Here is a 15,362-nt window from a genome sequence, read left to right as displayed (position 1 = left end):
TTCCATATTTCATGTATATTTTAATGTATTTTAATTAAATAAGCAAATTTACCTTTTCACTTGATTACATATGATTAGTCTTTTATAATTAGTATCTAGTACTTATAATAAAAAATTCACATTACATAAGAATATAAGATGGTGAGGAATTAGATGAAAAAATCGTTATTTATAACTGAAAAGCCTTCAGTGGCAATGGAGTTTATAAAAATTTTAAAGATAAATGGAAATAAAAAAGGTGGATTTATTGAATCTAACAATTCAATATTTACTTGGTGTGTTGGACATATGATAACAATGAGCTATCCAGAAGTTTACGATGAAAAATTCAAAATGTGGTCATTGAAAACAATTCCGTTTCTACCAGAAGAATATAAATATGAAATAATAGCTGCCGTTAGTAGCCAGTTTGAAATAGTAAAAAGTTTATTATTAAGATCAGATGTTGAAACTATATATGTTTGTACAGACTCAGGACGAGAGGGAGAGTATATCTATAGATTAGTTGATATGATGGTTGGAGTTAAAGATAAAGTAAAAAAAAGAGTTTGGATTGATTCACAAACTGAAGATGAAATAAAAAGAGGCATTAAAGAGGCTAAACCTCTTTCAGAATATGATTCTATTGCTGATTCTGCTTATTTAAGAGCCAAGGAAGATTATCTTTTAGGTATTAACTTTTCAAGACTTCTTACACTTATATATGGTAAAACTGTATCTAATATAATTAGTGAAGACAAAGTGGTTATTGCTGTTGGAAGAGTTATGTCATGTGTTTTAGGAATGGTTGTAGATAGAGAACTAGAAATAAGAAATTTTAATAAGACATCATTTTATAAAATCATCTCTAGTTTTAAAGTTAACGATTCTCTATCTTATGAAGGGGAATGGAAAGCTGTTGAAGGATCTAAGTATTTTGAATCAAATGCGTTATATAGTGATAATGGATTTAAAAAGGAATCAGATGCTAGACAATTAATAAATGAGCTAAGTGAACAGAGTAATTTAATCTGCCCAATAATTGAAAAGATAAGTAAACAGAAAGAAGTAAAATATGCTCCTCTTCTTTTTAATTTAGCTGAACTTCAAAATGAGTGTTCTAAAAGATTCAAAATTAGTCCTGATGAAACTTTGAGTATAGTACAAAATCTATATGAAAAAAAGATGTTAACTTACCCAAGAACAGATGCAAGAGTGCTTTCTAAAGCCATAGCAAAAGAAATACAGAAGAATATTAAAAAATTAATTTACTTTAAAGGTGATCTAGAAGTTCAAGAAATTGCAAGCAAAGTATATGAAGAAAAACTTTACAATAATTTAGAAAAAACTAAATATGTAGATGACAGTAAAATTACAGATCACTATGCCATTATACCTACTGGAGAGGGACTAGATAATTATAAAAAGCTAAAGGAAATAGAAAGAGATATGTTTCATTTGATAGTTAGAAGATTTCTAGCAATTTTCTTCCCTCCAGCAAAATTTAATAAGATAGTTGTAATCACCAAAGTAGGTGATGAGAGATTTTTTACTACAAGCAAAGTATGTGTAGAAAATGGATATCTAGATATTATAAAAGGAGAAATTAGTGAAAATAAAAACAAAGATGACTCTTTTTTAAATAAATTAACTAAAGGTACTAAAGTTTCAGTAGAAAAATTTGATATAAAAGAAGGTAAGACAACGCCGCCTAAAAGATATACTTCTGGTTCTATTATTATAGCTATGGAAAATGCAGGTAAGTTAATTGAAGATGACGAATTAAGGGAACAGATTAAGGGTTCAGGAATCGGAACCAGTGCCACTAGGGCTGAAATACTAAAAAAATTAGAAAAAATAAAATACATAAAAATAAATAAAGGGACTCAGATAATAACTCCAACTATTAAAGGTGAAGTTATTTATAACGTTATAAAAAATTCTATCCCAAGCCTATTAAATCCAGTTTTAACAGCTAGTTGGGAAAAAGGACTTAGCTTAGTGGTAAAAAAAGATATATCATCTAATACATTTATGAATAAGCTTGAAGATTATGTTATAAGAAATGTTCAAAATGTAATCAATAATAATGGTATTATTAATGCTGATTTCTTAATACCTAAAATTAAAGAAGAGACAGATATAGACATAGATAGAGAAAAATTAGATGAAGTTTTAGGAATATGTCCTATATGTAAAAATGGAAGAATAGTTAAAAATGCTAAAGGGTACGGATGTGACAATTGGAAAAGTGGATGTAAGTTTTTTATAGGTGATATATGTGGAGTTAAAGTTTCTGTCAGCCAAATAAGGACTCTATTAAAGTTTGGAAAAACAGATATAATTAAAGGGTTTAAGTCAAAAAAAGGAAATGTATTTCAAGCAAGATTAGTACTAAAGGAAAATAAGATACAGCTAAGCTTTGATTGACTTAACTTTCACAACACATAATAAAAATACATACAGCATTAACAAAATAAAAAATGATGTATGTATTTTTATTATGTATTTTTATTATAATTTTGATGATATTTCTTTTAGAACTTCGGCCGTAGAATATAGGCTTTCAATAGAGCTAGTTATTTCTTCAATAGTTCCTGTCTGTTGTTCGAAAACTTCGTTTGATTTATTAATTTTATCTGATATATCAGTTACAGAGCTTTGTATATTTTTTAATATACTATTAATCTGATTTATTGATTCGTTACTAGAATTGGAGAGCTTTCTAATTTCTTTTGCTACTACACCAAAACCTTTTCCTAGTTCTCCGGCTTTTGAGGATTCTATTGCTGCATTTAAACCTAATAAATTAGTTTGTCTAGCTATATTAGCTACAAATTGCAATATTCCATCAGTATTTTCTGCTTCCTTTTTTGTTTTCTCTACGTTTTCTTGGATCATTGAGTTGAATTGAGCCATGTTTTGGATATTAGTAGAGAATTCATTAATGGCTGAACTTATTTGAGATAGAGAATTATGCAGTGTTTTCGATAAATCTGAAACAGTAGTTTGTTTCTTTAGACTCTTAGCAATTGAAATTGCACCAACAACTTTTCCGTTTTCTTTTATTGGTATACCTATAGCTTTTGTAGGAACTCCAAAAACTTCTTCTGGGATAAGACTGGAAATAACTTCTCCTTTAGTTACTGCCATATGAGCTATACTGCCAACAGGAAGAGGATCCCCATCTTTTTTATTTAGTTTAACATCTTGTCCATCGTAAAATTTTAAAAATACTTCAGTATTAGCAATTGAGATTGCAGCATCATCTTCAATGAAATACTTTAAATATTGTATAACGTTATCAAATGAAGTCATAATTTCGTTTTGAGAAATATCTGTAATCATTGTATAACACCCTTCCGTATAAAATATGCCTTAATAAGATTATATAATGTAATTATGCGATTTTAAATAATTACTTTTACTTGATTATGAATTTATTAATTTGAAAATTTATAATCATCTTCTTTTTTATATTACTGCAATATGTATTATTTTACAAGATAGAGTAAATTTTAATCTTTAAAATGTATAAAATTATTGTAGAATTTAAGTAAGTACATATTAAATTACTAAATATATGTGATAAAATAAATTTTGACAGATGGGATATAGAATAAATTTAGAAAGGAAAATGGTATGAACTTAATATCGATAGAGAATTTAAGCAAAAGTCATGGTGAAAAAGTATTATTTAATAATATAGCTTTAAGTATAAATGAAGGAGAAAAAATAGGCTTAATTGGAATAAATGGTACTGGTAAGTCTACACTTTTGAAGATTATTGCAGGAAATGAGAGCTACGACAGCGGCAAAATAATTAAAGGAAATAGCATAAGCATAGAATATCTTCCACAAAATGTAGACTTCCAAGAAAATGCTACAGTTTTAGAGCAAATATTTAAAGGAGATTCTATGTCAATGAAGGTATTAAGAGAGTACGAAATGACTCTTCTTAGGCTTCAAGATAGCCCTGAGGATAATATTCTCCAAAAAAAGCTATTAGAGCTTAGTAATAAAATGGATGCTTTTGATGTATGGGAATTGGAAAGCAAAGCTAAAAGCATACTTATGAAACTTGGAATTACTGATTTTAATAATAGAATATCAAACCTTTCAGGTGGACAGAAAAAAAGGATAGCCTTAGCAGGAGCACTTATTAGTCCATGTGAGTTACTTATATTAGATGAGCCTACTAATCATATAGATAATGAAACTGTAAATTGGCTAGAGAGTTATCTAAATGAACGAAAAGGTGCTTTAATTATGATAACTCATGATAGGTATTTTTTAGATAGAGTTACAAATAAAATATTAGAACTTGATAATGGGAATTTATATAGCTATAGTGGAAATTATAGTATGTTTCTAAATGCTAAAGTTGAGAGAGAGCAATTAATGGAAACACAAGAACATAAAAGACAAAGTTTATTTAAAAAAGAATTAGCTTGGATAAAACGTGGTGCTAAAGCGAGAACCACAAAGCAAAAAGCAAGAATTGACAGGTTTGAAGAGTTAAAAGAACAAAAGATAGATGTAGAAAATAATAAAATAGAGATTTCAATAGAAGGAAATAGGCTTGGAAAGAAGATAATTGAGATTGATAATATCAGTAAAAAGTATGATAATAAGAAGCTTTTAGAGAACTTTAGCTATATTTTTACTAGAAATGATAAGGTAGGAATTGTAGGACCAAATGGGAGTGGTAAATCAACATTATTAAATATTATTATAGGAAAGTTACAGGCGGATAGTGGGAATGTACATATAGGTGAAACAGTTCGAATAGGATATTTTTCCCAAGAATATGAGAATATGAATGAAAATTTAAGAGTTATTGAATATATTCGAGAAGTTGCAGAATTTATAAAGTTGGCAGACGGAACCAGCATAAGTGCTTCAAAAATGCTAGAAAGATTTTTATTTTCATCTAATCTTCAATATACCTACATTTATAAATTATCAGGTGGAGAGAAAAGAAGACTTTATCTTCTAAGAGTGCTAATGAGCTCACCTAATGTATTAATATTAGATGAACCAACCAATGATTTGGATATTGAAACTTTAAATGTTTTAGAAGAATATATAAATTCATTTAATGGCACTGTTATTTCAGTATCACATGATAGATATTTTTTAGATAAAATAGCTAATAAACTTTTAATTTTTAAAGGAAATGCTGTTATAGAATCATGTATAGGAAATTATTCAGAGTGCGAAGATATAATTAAGAATTCTTGTAATAAAAATTCTGATAAGAATAAAAATTATAAAAAAGAAATTACTGAAAAACAAGTTGATAATAAAAATAAAACTTTAAAATTTAGCTATAATGAGAAGCGAGAGTATGAGCAAATTGACAAAAATATAGAAGATATAGAAAATCAGCTAAATGAAGTAAATAATCTGATAGATATATCTAATAGTGATTACTTAGAGCTGCAAGAGCTCCTTGAAAAAAAGAAGAAATTAGAAAATGAGTTGGAATATCTTATAGAAAGATGGGCTTATTTAAATGAGCTAGCTGAAAAAATTAATAGCCAAAATTAATATAATATAGACGTATAGCTTTGCGTTTATTTATGTGAATTTGTTTTAATAGAATGCAGATTAACTTTGAATTAATTGCTATTTTATGATAAAATTTATGAAAACGATTCATACTCTAAATTACTTAATAATTAAGGAGGCTAAATTGTGGTTAAAAATCGAAGATTTATTTTTGTATTATTTTTACTTATAGCTAGTATATTTGTGAATTATAACAATTTCGCAATTGGAACAGAAGGTGCTAAAGATAATGTTCAGGCAAATGTTATGAACCTAGGATATATTGCAAGGGATGGTGAGTGGATATATTACTCTAATATTGCAGATGGAAGTAGTTTGTATAAATCAAAACTTGATGGAACCGGAGAAGTTAAATTAAGTGATGATATTCCAAACTATATAAATATAGTAGGAGACTGGATATATTATTCTAATGTAAAAGAAAGCTTTGCCATTTATAAAATAAAAAAAGATGGTACAGGAAGAGTTAGATTAAATAAAGAAAGCTCTTTTTGGGTACAAGTAGTGGACAATTGGATTTACTATGGAAGAGCAGAAAATACAGGACAAAAAATCTATAGAATAAATACTGAAGGTAAGAAGAAAACTAAGGTTATAAAAGATTTAGTATATGGATTTAATGTAGTAGGAGACTGGATATATTATTCAAATGAATCGGATGAACATAAGATTTATAGAATAAAAACCAATGGAGAAAACAAAGAAAAGATAAATGAAGATCAATCTTTTAATATAAATGTTGTAGGAAATAATATTTATTATCAAAATTTTTCAGATGGACATAAAATATATAAAGTTGACATAAACGGCAAAAATAGAATTAAGATTAATAATGATAATTCTGAGTATATGAACATTTCAGGAGATTGGATATATTATACTAATGTAACTGATAACTATAAGCTGTATAAAATGAAAGTTGATGGAAGTAATAAAACAAAATTAAATGATGAAGTAGCAGGAGCTATAAACATTATTGATGGGTATATTTATTATTGGAAACTTCAAAAGAATGAAGCAAGTGAAATGAAATTGGATCCATCTAGCTTTATGAGAATAAAAAAAGATGGAAGTTCAAAGCAAGTAGTAAAAGTTGCACCTAAAACTACTGAAAAGCCAAAAGAGAATGAAGGACTAAGCACATCTAGTATTATTATAGTAATTTTGGTTATAGGTATACCTTTTGGATTAGAAGTATGGAAAATGGTCTCCATTAGAAGGCTATCAAAGTTTATAAAAGGATTAGATGGAGAAGCTACAGATGAAGATGCTAAAAAATATATATCTATAATTAGGACATCAAGAATAGCTATGAGATCAGATATATACAGAATGCTAAGAGATGGGATAAATATGATTAACTCTTCTACAAAGGTTAGTGAAGAACTAAAAAATCAGTTAAAAGAAACTGTAGAAAAACGTGGTATAAAACTAAATTCGAAAACTTCAAAATAATAAAAAATAAGCTGTTGGTTTTTCAACAGCTTATTTTATAATTTGTTTATATATTAGTTAAATTTTTATATGTATATAGTATAAATTTGATATAATATATAAATAAAATATTTTATTTTTGCTAGCAGTTTATATTATTTTAAAAGGGTGTGTTATAGTATGGAAAATAAAATTAATATAAAACATATTATAGAAAATAAAAATTTGGAAATAAGTTTTGAACCAGTAGTTTCTATCATTAAACAATCTATAATTGGATTTGAAGTTTCGGCCATAGGATGTAAGAAAAATAATAATGTAATTTATATGGACAGATTAATTGAATACGCCGAAAATGAGGATGTGACAATAGATTTAGATAGACTTTATAGAGAAATGGCAGTGGAAAAGTTTTCGAAGGTGTACAATAATAATAAAGAGTTGTTATTATTCATAAATATAAGCGCATCCATAATCACAAAATTTATTGGCTCTGGAATTATAATGGATTTAATTAACTCATTTAAATTAAATCCTCGAAACGTAGTTTTAGAAATAGTTGAAGATAAAGTAGAGGATGTAGAAGGACTAAAAAGGTTTATAAATTTTTATAGAAGTCAAGGATTCTTAGTAGCATTAAGCGATATTGGTTATGGTTTAGCTAATTTAGATAAAATATCTTATGTAGAACCTGACATTATTAAAATAAGTGGAGCTATAACTGAAAACATTGATGTAGATTATTATAAACAAGAAACATTTAAGGCATTAGTTAATTTATCTAAAAATATTGGCGCATTAGTAATTGGAGATGGTATTAAAACAAAGGAAGAAGCTTTAACTGTAATTGAGTTAGGTGCTGATATGATTGAAGGAAAATACTTTGGTAATTCATTAGAAATAAAAGATGATTTTATAGATATGGCAAAAGAAACTGTAGAGAGTTTAGCAACAGACTATAGAACTTATATGGTTGACAAAATAGGCCTAGAAAAGGAAAGACATAGAAAGTATGAAAAAGTTATTGAAAATATACTTGAAGATCTATCTAAGAGAAAGCAAGATGAATTTGATGATAAACTAAAAGAAGTTATAAATAGTTATAATGTATTAGAATGTGTTTATGTATTAAATGAAAATGGAATTCAAATTACAGATACGTTCACTTGTTGTAAAGATATGATTTCTCAAAAGGCACTTATTTTTCATCCTGCAGCTAAAGGAACTAATCATTCATTAAAAAAATATTACTATTTTCTGAAAAATATGGCTCTAAATAAATATGTAACTGAACCATATGTATCTTTAGCAACAGGTAACTTATGTATAACTATATCTGCTATATTTATGGCTTCAGATAACAAGGAATATATTTTATGTATAGATTTTAACCCAAATGATATAAATTTGTAGTAGATAGTAAATGCTTTAAATATATAAAGGTATATTAAGTAAATATTATTATAAAAATAAAGTATAAAAGGGGCTGTCTCAAAATAGAAAATAATTTCTAGGTGCGACAGCACCTTTTGTTTTTACACGTAAAAAAGCGGATTCCGAGGAATCCGCTTTTCGTGTATAATTTAGCTATGACAAGTAACATAATTATACAAAAGAATTATACCAGCAATAACAAGGTTTATCAATTAGTTTTTCCAGTTGAAACAGGAGTTTTAATACCAGAGGATGATTCAGTGAGGCTGCTAAGCAAAATATTGGAGGAATTAGATTATACAATTTTAATGAAGGCTTACTCTACAAAAGGTAGAAATCCAGCAGTATCACCAATAATCCTATTTAAAATATTAGTTTATGCATATATGAACAATATTTTTTCAAGTAGAGCAATAGAAAAAGCTTGCAGACGAGACATTAATTTTATTTGGCTTTTGCAGGGACATAAATCCCCTGACCATAATACAATCGCTAGATTTAGAACCGGAAGACTTTCTAGCATTATAGATAATTTATTCAGCCAATTAGTTATTAAGCTCGGAGAAATTGGCGAGATTGAGTACAAAAATGTATTTATCGATGGAACTAAAATTGAGGCAAGTGCAAATAAATACACTTTTGTTTGGAAAAAATCAACCAATAAATTTGAAATAAAGCTACAAGAAAAAATAAAAAAGTTTATTGAAGATTTTAATAAGGAATATAGCACTCAATATATAATTTCAGAGGAAAAAGTTAAAACAAGTTATCTTCAAAAAATACTAGAATTTTTAAATCAAAAGAAGGATTCTGAAGATATAGTATTTGTAACTGGCAAAGGTAAGAGAAAAACTAAACTTCAAAGACACATAGAACTTTTGGAAGAATTTATTAAAAAACAATCAAAATATGATGATTACAATAATATATTCGATGGAAGAAATAGTTTTTCGAAAACTGATAAAGATGCTACATTTATGCATATGAAAGAAGATCATATGAGAAATTCTCAACTAAAGCCCGGGTATAATATTCAGATTGGAGTAGAAGCAGAATATATTGTTGGAATAGATGTTTCAAGTGAACGATCAGACCAATTGACTTTAATTCCATTCCTAGATAAGCTAAGTGAAAACTTGCCCAAAAAGTTTTCTAACGTAGTGGCTGACGCCGGTTATGAAAGTGAAGAAAACTATGTATATCTTGAGGATAACCACCAAAACTCATTTATAAAGCCGCAGGTTTACGAAGGAATGAAAAAGAAAAGCTTTAAAAAAAATATAGGTAAACGTGAAAACATGGACTATGCTAAAGTAAATGATGAATACACTTGTTACAACAATGTAAAACTAAAGCCTGTCGGCATCACTTCTAGACAGTCGAAATCAGGATATAAAAGTGAAGTTACAATATATGAAGCAGACAATTGTTGTGGTTGTGAGTATAAGTTAAATTGTACAAAAGCTAAAGGTAATAAAAAACTTCAAGTATCCAAAAAATTTGTAGATAAAAGATTAACGTCTTTAGAAAATATAACAAGTCCTCAAGGAATACTACTTAGAATGAATAGATCAGTTCAAGTAGAAGGTGCATTTGGCGTTCTTAAGGGAGACTACGGATTTAAGAGATTTTTGACTCGAGGAAAAAGTAATGTAAAAACAGAATTTGTTCTATTATGCTTTGGATACAACATTAATAAGCTACATAGTAAAATTCAAAATGGCAGATGCGGAAAACCACTACATAATATAAAAGTTGCTTAATATTCTAAAACTTAGTATTAAAAAAGGGGATTTTAATATCTCCTTTTTGGTGTACAAAAAATAGCAAATCAACTTCAAATTAATTAAAATTTAAACTAAATATAAGTACTTTTTTAAGACAAAGAAAAAGAGGCTATGCCTCAAAATAATTTTTAAAAGTTATTTTGAGACAGCCCCTTTTATTAATTTACATTGAATTTGAAAATATACGTGTTGTATTTTCTAATAATTTAACAAAATTAGAGCTGTTTTCAAAGTATTCGCCACTTACCAGTTTGGATTCACTTAAATCTTTGTAAAATAACTCTTCTAAGTTTTTAGTGGTGTTAGAATCATATATAATTGCGTTTGCTTCATAATTAAGCTCAAAGGACCTTATATCGATATTTGTATTTCCTAAAGTGCAAATTTCTCCATCAACAGTTATAGCTTTAGAATGCAAAAAGGAATCATTTCTATATAAATATATTTTAACTCCACATTTTGCTAGTTCTAATAAGTATGTTCGTGATGCATAATATACATAAAAGTGATCATATTTTTCTGGAAAAAGAATTCTTACATCTATACCGCTTAGGGCAGCTATTTTTAGAGAGGTTAGTAGACTTTCACTAGGTATAAAATAAGGCGTCATTATATAAATGTGATCTTTAGCACTAGATATCATTTTAACCATAGCTTGCATTATGGAGGGATTTTCGGAACTAGGACCAGACTCTACAAGCTGCATAGGCAAATGATTATCATTTTTTATTTCAGGAAAGTAAAGCATAAATTCATCTTTTACGGGAATAGACTTATTGCTTTTTTTATTAATCATATAGTAATCATATATAAATACATTTTGCAGACTTAATACAAAGTCACCTGTAACCATTATGTGAAGATCTCTCCAATAGCCTAGTTTACCTTTGCCTTCATATTCATCTCCTATATTCATTCCACCTAAAAATCCAACCTTACCATCTATAATTACGATTTTCTTATGATTTCTGTAAAATGGAGCAAAAATATAGGAATAAAATGAAACATCTACTCCAGCAGTCTTTAAGTCATTTATATATTTTTTACCTAAACCTAAAGAACCAATTTTATCGATAATAAATCTAACCTTTATACCTTCATTAGATTTTTTTATTAAAATATCTTTAATTTCATTCCCAATTTTATCATTTCTTACGATATAGTATTCTATATGAATGTGATGTTTAGATTTTAATAATTCTTTTTTTAAAGCATCAAATTTGTCTTTACCATCATTAAATATATTTACCGAGTTATTTGACAATATAGGATTAAAATCATTTTTTATAACAAGATTTTGAATAAAGTTGTAATCTGAATTATTAGATTTTCTACTGCTATATTTTTTAAAAATTTTTTCTTTAAAAAAATGAGATTTATTTTTCATTTTTCTATTTCGCCAATTCTGGCCTATTAAGAGATAAAGAATAATGCCTATTGGTTGAGATACTATAAAAATTAATATCCAAGCCAACGTTCCCTTAGGATCTCTCTTATCAAATACTATACGTATTACACATAATATTGAAATAACTATTAAAATTACTGAAAGGATAAATTTATAATTAATATTCATGCTTTATAGAGTCTCCCTCCTTTACTGTGAATTAGTGGCTAGTTAATATTATTTATTCCCAATAATAAGTGTTTTTTATGTAATAAAAAAAATAAATAAAGTTGTTTTAATTTTTGTTTTGTTGTATATTTGAAACATGAATTTTACTACAAATAGCAAAAGGTGGGGATTAACAGTGGATTTGTTTGATCTTGCTATGGAAAAAGATAATAGCAAGAAGCCCTTAGCAGAAAAAATGAGACCTAGAAATTTAGATGAATTTGTAGGTCAAAATCATATAATTGGAAAAGGAAAACTCTTAAGAAGGTTAATTGAAAGTGATAACCTAGCTTCAATAATATTATATGGCCCTCCAGGGGTAGGGAAAACTACATTAGCACATATTATTTCAAGGGATACAAGAAGTGAGTTTATCAAACTAAATGCCACTTCTATAGGGGTTAAAGAAATAAGAGAATATATATATAAAGCAGAAGAATTATTAAAATTTCATGGTAGGAGAACAATATTTTTTATAGATGAAATTCATGCTTTGAAAAAGGGTTCTCAACAAGATGCTCTACTAGAAGCTGTAGAAAAAGGAACCGTAATATTAATAGGTGCAACCACAGAAAATCCATATTTTGAAATTAACAGGGCATTATTAAGTAGATCTAAAATATTTCAGTTAGAGGGACTTAAAAAGGAAGATATAGTAATTGTACTACAGAGCGCTATAGTAGATAAAGCTAGAGGATATGGCAATTTAAAAGTAAAAATAGATGTAAAGAGTTTGGAGTTGATTGCAGATTTATCTGGTGGGGATGCAAGAAATAGTCTAAATACATTGGAGCTAGCGGTATTATCTACACCAAAAAATAAGGATGGATATATATATATAGACAAAGAAATAATAAAAGAGTGTATACAAAAGCCTATAGTTAACTATGATTCCAGTGGAGATAATCATTATGATATAATTTCCGCATTTATAAAGAGTATAAGAGGTTCTGATGAAAATGCTGCACTTTATTGGTTTGGAAGAATGGTATTAGGTGGAGAGGATCCTAGATTTATAGTTAGAAGATTGATTATTCACGCTTCGGAAGATATAGGAATGGCTGATCCAAACGCTATGCTTATAGCCCATGCTGCTTGGAATGCTCTTGAAACTGTTGGTATGCCGGAAGCAAGAATTCCAATTGCTCAAGCTATAATATATCTTTCAAAGGCAAATAAATCTAATTCAGTATTAATTGCTGTAGATAAGGCTATAGAAGATGCAAAAAAGAATCAGTTCAGGGTGCCACCTCATCTAAGAGATACCCATTACAAAGGATCAGAAGATTTGGGAAGCTTAGGATATAAATACCCCCACGATTATCCAGGGCATTATATTGAACAAGATTATTTTCCTAAAGAAATGAATAAAAAAATATATTATATAGAAAAATAGTAATGTTGACAATTATACTCGGATTTGATAATATAAAAATATAAAAAAGTTCTCTTACTTTCAAAGGGAGTGTTAATATGAAGTTGTCTACAAAGGGAAGATATGGAGTTAAAGCTATGGTTGATTTAGCTATACATTATGGAGAAACTCCTGTATCTATAAAAAGTATTTCAGAGAGACAAAATATATCAGATTTTTACTTGGAGCAACTTTTTGCACCTCTTAGAAAAGCTAAATTAATAAGAAGTGTAAGAGGGGCACAAGGGGGCTATGTATTAAATAGACCTCCTAAAGATATTACTGTTTCTGATATTATAAAGGTTCTAGAAGGCCCTATAGAAATATCAGCCTGTATTGAGAAAGATGAATGCGATAATATGGATGTTTGTCCAACAAGGCTGCTATGGCAAAAAATTAAAAAGAGCATAGATGAAGTTACAGATTCAATTACTCTTCAAGACATGGCAGATGATTATAACAACATGCGAAAAAGAAGGAGTGGAACAGATGAATAAAAAAATCTATATGGATTACGCAGCAACTACATATACAAAACCAGAAGTATTAGAGGAGATGTTACCTTACTTTACTGAAAATTTTGGTAATCCATCATCACTTTATACTTTATCTGATTTAAATAAAAAGGCTATTAGTACAGCAAGAGAAAGGGTAGCTAAGTCAATTAACGCACAAGCAAATGAGATATATTTTACAGCAGGTGGATCAGAAGCCGATAATTGGGCACTTAAAGGAGTTGCACTATCTAAGAAAGACAAAGGAAATCATATAATTACTACAGCTATAGAGCATCATGCAATAACACATACTTGTAAGTTTTTAGAGAAGCAAGGATTTGACATTACTTATTTACCAGTAGACGAATATGGTTTTATAAGCATTGATGATCTTAAAGCAGCTATTACAGATAAAACTATATTAGTTTCAGTGATGTTTGCAAATAACGAAATTGGCGTTATTCAGCCTATAAAAGAAATTGGCGCCATATGTAAAGAAAAGAAAATATTGTTCCACACAGATGCAGTTCAGGCAGTTACACATGTGCCAATAGATGTTAAAGAAATGAGTATAGATTTGCTTTCTATGGCATCACATAAGTTTTATGGACCTAAAGGTATTGGAGCACTTTATATAAGAAATGGTGTTAGAATTGAAAACCTAATCCACGGAGGCGGCCAAGAAAGAGGTAAAAGAGCAAGTACAGAAAATGTGGCAGGAATAGTTGGAATGGGTAAGGCAATAGAATTGGCTATATCTGAAATGGATAGTGAAAGTAAAAGACTATCAGTATTAAGAGATAAATTAATAAAAGAACTTACAGAAAGAATACCTTATTCTAAGGTAAATGGACCATTGGGAGATAAAAGATTACCAGGCAATGTAAACATTAGTTTTATAGGTGTAGAAGGTGAAACTTTATTATTAGATTTAGACGATAAAGGAATATATGCTTCAACAGGAAGCGCATGTGCATCAGGAGATCTTGAACCATCTCACGTATTACTTTCAATTGGATTATCTCATGGAGTAGCTCATGGTTCTCTAAGATTCAGTTTAGGTGCAGGAACTACTGAGGAAGAAGTAGATTACGTAATAAATGAAGTGCCAGCAATAATAAAGAGAAGAAGAGAAATGTCACCATATTGGGAAGAATTTTTAAAAGAGAGAGGAGAAAAATAATTATGTATAGCGAAAAAGTAATGGACCATTTCAGAAATCCTAGAAATGTTGGGGAAATTGAAGATGCAAATGGAATCGGAGAAGTTGGAAATCCTCAATGTGGAGATATAATGAAAATATATTTAAAAATAGAAGGTGACGTTGTAAAAGATATAAAGTTCAAAACTTTTGGATGTGGTTCTGCCATTGCATCATCTAGTATGGCTACCGAGCTTGTAAAAGGAAAAACTGTTGATGAAGCATGGAATTTAACTAATAAGGCAGTTGCTGAAGCTTTAGAAGGACTTCCACCAGTTAAGATGCATTGTTCAGTTCTTGCTGAGGAAGCTATACACAAGGCTATAAATGATTATAGAATTAGACAAGGACTTGAACCATGGGATATGAAAACTCACTCTGATGATATTCATCATGAAGTACATGGACATTAATGTAGAGTATATTT

General features: G+C 28.5%; 11 protein-coding genes. 9 read left to right on the top strand and 2 right to left on the bottom strand.

Translation table 11 applies throughout. The annotated features are described in order from the left end of the window. Window positions 1-153 precede the first annotated feature (153 nt). Entirely contained in the window at window positions 154-2,409 is a 2,256-nt protein-coding gene (locus ACWW38_RS01180) for a DNA topoisomerase (protein ID WP_456259005.1), read from the top strand. Window positions 2,410-2,493: 84 nt separating this feature from the next. On the opposite strand, the gene ACWW38_RS01175 is transcribed toward ACWW38_RS01180, so the two are convergent. Further along, the gene (locus ACWW38_RS01175; RefSeq protein WP_456259004.1) at window positions 2,494-3,327 is read right to left on the bottom strand and encodes a methyl-accepting chemotaxis protein; all 834 of its coding nucleotides are present in this window, start codon (window positions 3,325-3,327) and stop codon (window positions 2,494-2,496) included. Window positions 3,328-3,621: 294 nt separating this feature from the next. Between ACWW38_RS01175 and ACWW38_RS01170 the strand changes: the two genes are divergently transcribed. The 4 genes from ACWW38_RS01170 (at window position 3,622) to ACWW38_RS01155 (ending at window position 10,184) form a co-directional block, all read left to right on the top strand. Continuing rightward, window positions 3,622-5,532, top strand: coding sequence for an ABC-F family ATP-binding cassette domain-containing protein (locus ACWW38_RS01170; protein ID WP_456259003.1), 1,911 nt, complete (start codon window positions 3,622-3,624; stop codon window positions 5,530-5,532). A gap of 147 nt (window positions 5,533-5,679) precedes the next feature. Further along, the gene (locus ACWW38_RS01165) at window positions 5,680-7,008 is read left to right on the top strand and encodes a DUF5050 domain-containing protein (protein ID WP_456259002.1); all 1,329 of its coding nucleotides are present in this window, start codon (window positions 5,680-5,682) and stop codon (window positions 7,006-7,008) included. A gap of 159 nt (window positions 7,009-7,167) precedes the next feature. Then, window positions 7,168-8,400: an EAL domain-containing protein gene (locus tag ACWW38_RS01160; RefSeq protein WP_456259001.1), complete on the top strand. Its 1,233-nt coding sequence runs from the start codon at window positions 7,168-7,170 to the stop codon at window positions 8,398-8,400. Between the two features lie 176 nt (window positions 8,401-8,576). Continuing rightward, window positions 8,577-10,184 (top strand): IS1182 family transposase, encoded by a 1,608-nt coding sequence (locus tag ACWW38_RS01155; RefSeq protein ID WP_456260389.1) that lies wholly within the window; start codon window positions 8,577-8,579, stop codon window positions 10,182-10,184. A 187-nt stretch (window positions 10,185-10,371) separates the two neighbouring features. Here the strand turns inward: ACWW38_RS01155 and cls are convergent, their stop codons facing one another. Next, complete coding sequence (cls, locus tag ACWW38_RS01150) at window positions 10,372-11,778, bottom strand: cardiolipin synthase (RefSeq protein ID WP_456260388.1); 1,407 nt, start codon at window positions 11,776-11,778, stop codon at window positions 10,372-10,374. A 181-nt stretch (window positions 11,779-11,959) separates the two neighbouring features. Between cls and ACWW38_RS01145 the strand changes: the two genes are divergently transcribed. The 4 genes from ACWW38_RS01145 (at window position 11,960) to nifU (ending at window position 15,348) form a co-directional block, all read left to right on the top strand. Next, on the top strand, window positions 11,960-13,219 hold the full coding sequence (locus ACWW38_RS01145; RefSeq protein ID WP_456259000.1) for a replication-associated recombination protein A: 1,260 nt from the start codon (window positions 11,960-11,962) through the stop codon (window positions 13,217-13,219). A gap of 77 nt (window positions 13,220-13,296) precedes the next feature. Continuing rightward, the gene (locus tag ACWW38_RS01140; protein WP_456258999.1) at window positions 13,297-13,734 is read left to right on the top strand and encodes an RrF2 family transcriptional regulator; all 438 of its coding nucleotides are present in this window, start codon (window positions 13,297-13,299) and stop codon (window positions 13,732-13,734) included. Beyond that, window positions 13,727-14,917 carry a cysteine desulfurase NifS gene (gene nifS / locus ACWW38_RS01135; protein WP_456258998.1) on the top strand — a complete coding sequence of 397 codons (1,191 nt, stop codon included), beginning with the start codon at window positions 13,727-13,729 and terminating at the stop codon, window positions 14,915-14,917. Before ACWW38_RS01140 ends, nifS begins: the two co-directional genes overlap by 8 nt. A gap of 2 nt (window positions 14,918-14,919) precedes the next feature. After that, a complete protein-coding gene (gene nifU, locus ACWW38_RS01130) occupies window positions 14,920-15,348 on the top strand; it encodes a Fe-S cluster assembly scaffold protein NifU (protein ID WP_456258997.1) in 429 nt (142 codons plus the stop codon). Window positions 15,349-15,362 lie beyond the last annotated feature (14 nt).

It is taken from the genome of Clostridium sp. JNZ J1-5, assembly GCF_053901425.1.
The sequence above is the reverse complement of the archived record's forward strand: the minus strand, read 5'-3'. Positions and strand labels throughout refer to the sequence as shown.